An 8635-nucleotide genomic window follows, 5' to 3' on the forward strand; every position below is an offset into this window, starting at 1 on the left:
AGTGTTACAGCGTTGCGACCGCCTGCTGGCGCGCGCAACGTTCTTCGTGCATGGCAATCGCGGCGTCGATCTGCCGCAAATACGTGCGCTCTTCCAGCAAAGCCTGGCGTGCCTCATAGGGCGTCGTCGGGATGAAACGGATGGCGGCGTTCAGGCGAACCTGCGCGAGCTTCCATAGATCGGCCTGGATCACGGCGCCGATCTTCGGGTAGCCGCCGGTGGTCTGCGCATCGCTCATCAGCACGATCGGCTGGCCGTTCGGCGGGACCTGAATCGTGCCGGGCAGCACGGCGTGCGAGAGCAGATCGTTTTTCCGGGTGCGCTTCAGTTCCGTACCGGCGAGGCGGTAGCCCATACGGTTGCTGTTCGGTGTGACCAGCCATTCATCGGACCAGAACGATTCGTGCGCTTCTTCAGTGAAGCTATCGTATTCCGGGCCTTGCAGCACGCGGATCGGCACGGCCCACGGCACGCCGGACGGATGCCGGCCGCGCCGCAGCGGTTCGTGAACCAGCACGAACTTGCACCAGGCGGGCGCCTTCACGCCGAACTCGGGCGCTTCGGGGGTAAAGCCGAGGTGGCCGCGTTGCGGCGGCGCGCCGACCGGCAGACGGTCGCCGTCGCGCAACGCCCGGCCGCCGAGTCCGCCGAAATGGCCGGCGAGATCAGTGCTGCGCGAACCGAGCATCGGCAACACGTCGATGCCGCCCGCGATGCAGACATAGCCGCGCATGCCGCGTTTGGCCGCTTGCAGAACCAGCTCCTGGCCGGCCTGCACCGGCAGGCTCCACCATGAATAGACCGGCTTGCCGTCGAGCGTCGCGCCGAATTCGGTGCCGGTGATGGCCACGCGTGTGGCGCGCAGAAAGCGCAGCACGGTCGGGCCGAAGGTAATTTCCAGGCCGGCCGCATCGGGCCGGTTGCCGACCAGCCGGTTGCCGACTTCAAGCGACAGACGGTCGAGCGCGCCACCCATCGCGACGCCGAGATGCCGGTAGCCGTGACGGCCGAGATCCTGAATCGTGGTCAGCAGACCCGCGCGAATCACATCGATCATGCGTGTATCCCCGCGACGGTAAAGCGCACCCGGTCGCCCGGTTGCAACAGCGTGGGCGGACGGCGAGACGGATCGAACAGCGGCAGTTCGGTGCGGCCGATCAACTGCCAGCCGCCGGGAGAGGTCGCCGGATAAATGCCGGTCTGTTCACCGCCGATGCCGACCGAACCGGCCGGCACTTCCAGCCGCGGCGACGAACGGCGCGGCGTGTGCAGCGCTGTGTCGAGCCCGCCCATATAGGCAAAGCCCGGCTGAAAACCGAGGAAGAACACCACGTACTCGCCGTCCGCATGACGTTGCACGACCTCGCGCACGCTCAGGCCGCTGTGATTGGCGACCGCTTGCAAGTCGGGGCCGAACTCGCCGCCGTATTGCACCGGAATGTCGACTTGACGACCGGCCGCGGGCACGTCGCTTGCCGCGTTCCAGGCCGCTTGCAGAAGGCTCACCAGCGCTTCGCGATCGGCTTCGAGCGAATCGAATACGAGCGTCAGATTGTTCATACCGGGCACAACCTCGAGCACGTGCGGCCAGTCGCGCGCGGCCTCGGCGGCAGCCCACACGCGCCGCTGGCAGTCCAGCGTGGCAGGCGGCGGCGCCTCGCAGACTAGCGCGGCATCGCCGAGCGGAAAGATTTTTGGTTGGCTCATCGCTTAACGGCCCAGGTTGAGTCGGAGATGTCGAGCATATCGGACCCTGTGCCTATTTATCAGCATAGGGTCCGTGATGTCTGAAGCGTACATTATCAATAAAATCTCAACAAATTCTCAATAAGCGTTTTCGCCAGGGTCCCGAGAATGGGCTGCTCGTCGTACACTCCCGACACCTTCCCATCCTGTTTCTCGAGAATTTTCACCATGTCGCGCCATCCCACCAAGATCGTTTCCTCGGAACATCTCGTGTCTGACACAAGCGCGGAGCTGTCCGAGCTGGAGTACGCACTCATCATGGCGGGCAACGCATTCAACCGGTGGATGGTGCGCTGCATGTCGGCGGCCGGCGAAAAGGACATGACCGCGATCGAAGTCTCGTTGCTGCACCACGTCAGCCATCGCGAGCGGCGCAAGAAGCTGGCGGACATCTGCTTTGTGCTGAACATCGAAGACACGCACGTCGCCACTTACGCGTTGAAGAAGCTCGTAGCTAGAGGGTATGTAAAAAGCGAAAAGACCGGCAAGGAAGTGTTCTTCTCGGCGACCGATGCAGGCCGTGAGCTTTGTCTGAAGTACCGCGAGGTGCGCGAGAGCTGCCTGATTTCGACGCTGAAGGAAAGCGGCCTGACCAACGAGCAGATTGGCGAGGCGGCGCAACTGATGCGCAATGCGTCCGGACTGTACGACACGGCCTCGCGGGCGGCGGCGTCTTTATAACGGGCTTTGCCCTCGGTGGTGGGAGAGGGATGCGCCTCGCACGGCGCTCTTCAAACGCTTAATCTGCCGGCTGTGGATAGAGACCGGCTTCCGTCACGATCAGATCGAGCGGGATGTCGTGGGCCTCGCGCTGCAATGCGTCCGTGCGGCACGCTTCATAGGCGATGCCGACCGTGACCGGCTTCTTCGGCCCAGGCCATGCGGCCAGCGTGCGATCGTAGTAGCCACCGCCGTAGCCGAGCCGGAAGCCGTCGGCGTCGAAGCCCACGCACGGCACGAACAGCAGATCGGGAAGCACCACGCGCCCCGAAGTGGGCTCGGCGATCTTGTGATGGCCGATCTTCATCGCCATATCCGGCGCCCACGCGTGAAATTCGAGCGGCACGCCGCGCTCCTTGACGATCGGCAAACCCGCCTCGCGTTGCGAGTCGGCCGCGAGCCAGATCGCAATCGCGGCGCGCGCGTCGAATTCGCCCGCCAACGGCCAATAGAACCCCACGCTGCTCACGCCGTAGTGCTTCAACGCATCGAGAACGCGACGGTTGAGCGCGGCGTTGTGCGCCGGCTCGGAAGCCGCTTGTAGCCTTGCTTCCAATAGCATTCGACGCAGCGCCTTTTTCGATTCTGCGACGGGGTTGCATGCTATGCTTGGGTTCAATTCGCGCTCCAGAAACAACGATGTCAAAACGCCTCTATCGAGTATATCGCGCGGCCGGTCTGGCGCTTGCCGCTGCGGCACTCGTCGCGTGCAGCACGGCCTCCGCCGTCAAGCCCATTCCCCTTTCGCAACTCACGAACGACGACCAGACCTTCGTCCAGCTTCGCGAAGCCGCCCGCAACAATGACGCGGGGCGCGCAGCGCAACTGGCGAGCATGATCCCGAACTATCCGGCACCTTCGTATCTGGAGTACTTCCAGCTCAAGCCGCAATTGTTCGATTCCAGCGGCCATGCGCGTATTGACGCGCCGGATGCGCCGGTGCTGTCGTTCCTGCAGAAGTACGACGGCCAGGCCGTCGCCGACCGCATGCGCAACGACTACCTGACGGTGCTCGGCGCGCGTCACGACTGGCGTAACTTCGATCAGCAATACGCGCGTTTCGTGCTGAACGACGATACGCAGGTTAAGTGCTACGCGCTCGAGTCGCGTGCCGCGCGGGGTGAAAACGTCGCCGACGCGGCGCGCGCGCTGCTGGTCGATCCGAAGTGGTACGGCGACGGCTGCGTCGATCTGGTTACCGCGCTTGCGGTCAACCAGCAATTCAGTTCCGACGACGTGTGGCAACAGATCCGCCTCGCGTACGAACAGAACTACACGAGCACAGGCAGCAAGCTCGTCGATGCGCTCAGCAACCAGCCGCCCGATCCGGTGCTGTTCGGCCAGGCCACGAGTACGCCGCCGTTGTTGCTGGCGCGCGGTGTCGGTCCGGATACGCAATCGCACCAACTCGCGTTGCTGGCGATCACGCGCATGGCGCGCAACGATCCGGCCATGGCAGCGGCCACATTCGCCTCGGTGGCGCCGTCGTTGAGTTCGCCCGAGCGCGCAATCGGTTGGGGCACGATTGCGTATCAAGCCGCTGCCAAGCAGATGCCGAGCGCGGTGGACTGGTACCGCCTGTCGGTGAATGCGCCGCTGTCGAACCCGGCGTACGAATGGCGCACCCGCACCGCGCTGCTCGCCGGCGACTGGACGATGGTGCGCTGGTCGATCGAACAGATGCCGGCGGCGCTGCGCAATCAGCCGTCGTGGGTCTACTGGCACGCCCGCGCGCTCAAACAAGCCGGCGACACGACCACGGCCAACCAGGAATTCGAGTCGATCTCGCAGGGCTTCAACTTCTACGGCCAACTGGCTGCGGAAGAGCTTGGCCAAAAGATCACCGTGCCGCCGAAAACCACAGTGACCGACGCCGAAATCCAACAGGCCGGCAACACGCCGGGCTTCGATCTGGCGCAGCGTTTCTATGCGCTGAATCTGCGCCTCGAAGGCAATCGCGAATGGAACTGGCCGCTGCGCGATATGAGCGACCGGCAACTGCTCGCCGTTGCCGAATACGCGCGCCGTATCCAGTTGTATGACCGCACTGTCAACACGGCGGATCGCACGAAGAGCGAGCACGATTTCTCGCTGCGTTATCTGTCGCCGTTCAAGGATATCGTCGAGCGCGATGCGCAGTCGAATGGGCTCGACGTCGAATGGGCGTACGGGCTGATTCGCCAGGAATCGCGCTTCATCATGAACGCGCGTTCGGAAGTTGGCGCGAGCGGTCTGATGCAATTGATGCCGGGCACCGCGCAACTGGTGGCAAAGAAGATCGGCCTCGGCCCGATTTCGCGCGAGCAAATGAACGACATCAACACCAACATCCTGCTCGGCACGAACTACCTGTCGATGATCTACAATCAGTTCGACGGGTCCGCCGTGCTGGCTACTGCGGGTTACAACGCGGGCCCGGGCCGTCCGAGCAACTGGCGGCAATCGTTGCAGCATCCGGTTGAAGGCGCGATCTTTGCCGAGGCGATTCCGTTCCAGGAAACACGCGATTACGTAAAGAATGTGTTGTCTAACACGGTCTACTACGCGGCATTGTTCGAAGGCCGTCCGCAATCGCTGAAGGCGCGTCTGGGTTATATCGCGCCGTAAGCGCCGTGCCGCCGCCGCATCACTCTGATGCGGCGGTGCGCCACGCCAGCCGTTGCCGCGGCTTCCACTAGGGAGTCGAAAATGCGACATCAAGCCATTGCGATCATCGGCGGTTCCGGTTTTATCGGCAGCCATCTCGTCAACGCTCTCGTTGAAATGGGCAAAGACGTGCGCATCGCCACCCGGCGCCGCTACAACGCTCGCCATCTCACGTTGCTCCCCATCGACGTGATCGAAGCCGACGTGTTCGATCCGGTCCAGCTCGCGCGTTTCGTCGAAGGCGCCGATTGCGTCATCAACCTCGTTGCCACGCTGCATGGCAAACGCGGCACGCCTTATGGCCCGGAGTTCGCGCGCACGCACGTCGAATTGCCGACCAAAATCGTTGCGGCTTGCGAAGGCAAGGGCGTGCACCGGTTGATTCACATCAGCGCGCTCGGCGCCGACTTGAATGGGCCGAGCATGTATTCGCGCTCGAAGGGTGACGGCGAAAAGGCCGTGCACGCGGCGAATCTGGCGTGGACGATTTTCCGTCCGTCCGTGGTGTTCGGTCCTGAAGACCAGTTCCTCAACAAGTTCGCGTTCCTGCAGCGGATGTTCCCGGTGATTCCGCTTGCGATGCCGGACGCGAAATTCCAGCCGGTGTACGTCGGCGACGTGGCAAAAGCGATCTGCAACGTGCTCGATCTCGACGCGGCCAGCGGCCATACCTACGACCTCGGCGGGCCGACCGTCTATACACTCGAAGACCTCGTCAAGTATTGCGGCGACGTGATCGGCAGGCATGCGCGAATCATTCGCCTGCCGGAGGCGTTGGCGCGCTTGCAGGCGTTGACGTTTGAAATGGCGCCGGGCGAACCGGTGATTTCGCGCGACAATCTCGATTCGATGAAAGTCGACAACGTGTTGAGCGGACCGCTTGCGCCTGAACTCGGCATCGAACCCGCCAGCATTGAAACGATCGCGCCCGTGTATCTGACCGGCGCGTCGACGCGTTCGCGCTTCGACGCGTTTCGCGCGAGCGCGGGGCGTTGAACCTTTGGGCGTTAAACCTTTTTATCTCTTCCTTTCATATCAGGCATGAAGCTGCTTATCGGTGACAAGAACTACTCGTCATGGTCGATGCGTCCGTGGCTGCTGGTCAAACATTTCGGTATTCCGTTTGAAGAGGTGCTGATTCATCTGTATGAATCCGGCACGAAGTCCACGATTCTGGCTTACGCGCCGACGGGTCCGGGCAAGCTGCCGTGCCTGATCGGCGAAGATGGATCGGCTACCTGGGATTCGCTGGCGATCGCCGAGACGCTGGCTGAGCGCTTCCCGCAGCATGCGCTGTGGCCGCGCAACCCGGCGGCGCGTAGCCACGCACGCAGCATCAGCGCCGAGATGCATTCGGGTTTCGGCGAATTGCGCTCGAACATGTGGATGAACATTCGTGCGTCGTTTCCGGGTAAGAACGCAACGCCGGGCGCGCTCGCCGACATCGCACGCATCGACGCGATCTGGAGCCGGTGTCTCGATACCTACGGCGGTCCTTTCCTGTTCGGCGAGTTCAGCATCGCCGACGCGATGTACGCACCCGTCGTGATGCGCTTCAACACGTGGCAACCGGCGCTCTCCGAAGCCGCCGCGGCTTACGTTCGTCGCGTGACGGCGTTGCCGGCGGTGAAGGCATGGATCGACGACGCGCTGCGCGAAACGCATGCCATTCCGTACCAAGACGTATGCCCATGAATATCTACGCAGTAGGCGGCGCGATCCGCGACGAGTTGCTGGGCGTACCCGTGCAGGACCGGGATTACGTGGTGGTTGGGGCGACGCCCGAGCAGATGGTGGTGCAGGGCTATCGTCCGGTGGGCAAGGATTTTCCGGTGTTTCTGCATCCGCAGACGCACGAGGAATACGCGCTTGCACGCACCGAGCGCAAGACGGCCGCGGGCTATCACGGCTTCCAGTTCTTCTACGCGCCGGATGTCACGCTCGAAGAGGATCTCGCTCGCCGCGACCTGACAATCAACGCGATGGCGCGCGAAATGCGCCCGGACGGCGAACTGACCGGTCCGGTGATCGACCCGTTCAACGGCCGGGGCGATTTGCAGGCGCGGCTGTTTCGCCATGTCAGCGATGCGTTCCTGGAAGACCCCGTGCGGATTTTGCGGATTGCGCGGTTCGCGGCGCGCTTCGTCGATTTCACGGTGGCGCCGGAGACGATGGCGCTGATGCGCAAGATGGTGGCCGACGGTGAGGTCGATGCACTGGTCGCCGAGCGCGTGTGGCAGGAGGTGTCGCGCGGGTTGATGGAGAAGAAGCCGTCCCGCATGTTCGAGGTGCTGCGGGAATGCGGCGCGCTGGCGCGGATTCTGCCGGAGATCGAAGCGTTGTTCGGCGTGCCGCAGCGGGCTGACTATCATCCCGAAGTGGATACGGGCGTGCACGTGATGATGGTGGTCGACCATGCCGCGCAACAGGGTTACGCGTTGCCGGTTCGGTTCGCAGCGCTCACGCATGATCTGGGCAAGGCGACGACGCCAGACGACGTATTGCCGCGGCATATCGGGCATGAGGGGCGCAGCGTGGATTTGCTGAAGCCTTTATGTGAGCGGCTGCGGGTGCCGAATGAATGCCGCGATCTGGCGCTGCTGGTCGCGCGGGAGCATGGGAATATTCATCGCGTGATGGAGATGGGGGCGGCCGCGTTGGTGAGGCTGCTCGAGCGCAGCGATGCGATTCGGAAACCGGCGCGGTTTGCTGAAGCCTTGCAGGCTTGTGAGGCGGATGCGCGTGGGCGGCTTGGGTTTGAGATGCGGGAGTATCCGCAGGCTGAGCGGCTGCGGATTGCGCTTGTTGCTGCGCGGGGGGTGGATGCTGGTGCTGTGGCTAAGCGGCTCGCTGACTCGCCTGCGGGGATTAAGGATGCAGTGCATCAGGAGCGCGTTCGCGCTGTTGAAGGGGCTCTTGTTGCTTGAGGTTTTTTTGCCTGCGCGGCGCTTTTGTTCGTGTTCTTAGGGCTTTGGCCTTTCCTTGAATTGGTAGTGGTCTATTAGCGTTGCCCCTGTGCGGGGCGGCACTTACTTTCTTTGCCGCCGCAAAGAAAGATAAGCAAAGAAAGCGGCTCAAACCGCTAATGCTAAGTGGGCACCGTAGTCTGCTACGGGCAGTGGTGCATCTGGAATCTGGGTTCGTGCACCTGCAGGCGCTTGTGACAAGGGCGTCATACTTCCGGCGGCGCTGCGCGCGCCGAAGAGTACTTCTTAAAACCACCCGCTAGGTTTCGGCGCTCGCGCCTCGCCACTGAACCGTGGCTCGTCATTGCATTGCCACCGCCACAGCCGTGACTGTGACCGTGATTACGGCACACGGACATATCACTTTAAGTAGGGGTTCCCGGGTGAATGCAGGGGCGCTTCGCCGAGGCGAAGCCGATGGCTCCCACCGCCCCCAACCGAAGCCGGTGGTTTCCCATGCAAACCCGTCCGCGACGCACGCAGTGCGGAGTGGGAGCTGATGAGTCCTTTGTCACTAACGCGGAATGTGCGAGAACACGGATTCCAGATGCACCACT

Annotated in this window: 8 protein-coding genes; 5 read left to right on the top strand and 3 right to left on the bottom strand. The window is 62.9% G+C overall.

The features are described 5' to 3' along the window. Positions 1-4: 4 nt before the first annotated feature. Together P3T25_RS11965 and pxpB are read right to left on the bottom strand one after the other, a co-directional pair. Positions 5-1057, bottom strand: a complete 1053-nt coding sequence (locus P3T25_RS11965; protein ID WP_154559810.1) for a biotin-dependent carboxyltransferase family protein — start codon at positions 1055-1057, stop codon at positions 5-7. After that, positions 1054-1707: a 5-oxoprolinase subunit PxpB gene (gene pxpB, locus P3T25_RS11970; protein ID WP_154559809.1), complete on the bottom strand. Its 654-nt coding sequence runs from the start codon at positions 1705-1707 to the stop codon at positions 1054-1056. Before pxpB ends, P3T25_RS11965 begins: the two co-directional genes overlap by 4 nt. Before the next feature lie 207 nt (positions 1708-1914). Between pxpB and P3T25_RS11975 the strand changes: the two genes are divergently transcribed. Beyond that, positions 1915-2427 carry a winged helix DNA-binding protein gene (locus P3T25_RS11975; RefSeq protein WP_115783482.1) on the top strand — a complete coding sequence of 171 codons (513 nt, stop codon included), beginning with the start codon at positions 1915-1917 and terminating at the stop codon, positions 2425-2427. 58 nt (positions 2428-2485) lie between these two features. Here P3T25_RS11975 and P3T25_RS11980 read toward each other — a convergent pair whose 3' ends face one another. Next, a complete protein-coding gene (locus P3T25_RS11980) occupies positions 2486-3028 on the bottom strand; it encodes a 5-formyltetrahydrofolate cyclo-ligase (RefSeq protein ID WP_233464816.1) in 543 nt (180 codons plus the stop codon). Positions 3029-3105: 77 nt separating this feature from the next. On the opposite strand from P3T25_RS11980, the gene P3T25_RS11985 reads away from it, so the two are divergent. From P3T25_RS11985 to P3T25_RS12000, 4 genes are all read left to right on the top strand, one after another. Continuing rightward, positions 3106-5073 carry a lytic transglycosylase domain-containing protein gene (locus tag P3T25_RS11985; protein WP_154559808.1) on the top strand — a complete coding sequence of 656 codons (1968 nt, stop codon included), beginning with the start codon at positions 3106-3108 and terminating at the stop codon, positions 5071-5073. Positions 5074-5154: 81 nt separating this feature from the next. Beyond that, a complete protein-coding gene (locus tag P3T25_RS11990) occupies positions 5155-6108 on the top strand; it encodes a complex I NDUFA9 subunit family protein (protein WP_154559807.1) in 954 nt (317 codons plus the stop codon). 45 nt (positions 6109-6153) lie between these two features. Beyond that, entirely contained in the window at positions 6154-6807 is a 654-nt protein-coding gene (locus P3T25_RS11995; protein WP_154559806.1) for a glutathione S-transferase family protein, read from the top strand. Further along, a complete protein-coding gene (locus tag P3T25_RS12000) occupies positions 6804-8039 on the top strand; it encodes a multifunctional CCA addition/repair protein (protein ID WP_429358165.1) in 1236 nt (411 codons plus the stop codon). Before P3T25_RS11995 ends, P3T25_RS12000 begins: the two co-directional genes overlap by 4 nt. Positions 8040-8635: the final 596 nt, after the last annotated feature.

Origin of the sequence: Paraburkholderia sp. GAS32 (genome assembly GCF_050434225.1) — a bacterium.
GTDB lineage: Bacteria > Pseudomonadota > Gammaproteobacteria > Burkholderiales > Burkholderiaceae > Paraburkholderia > Paraburkholderia madseniana.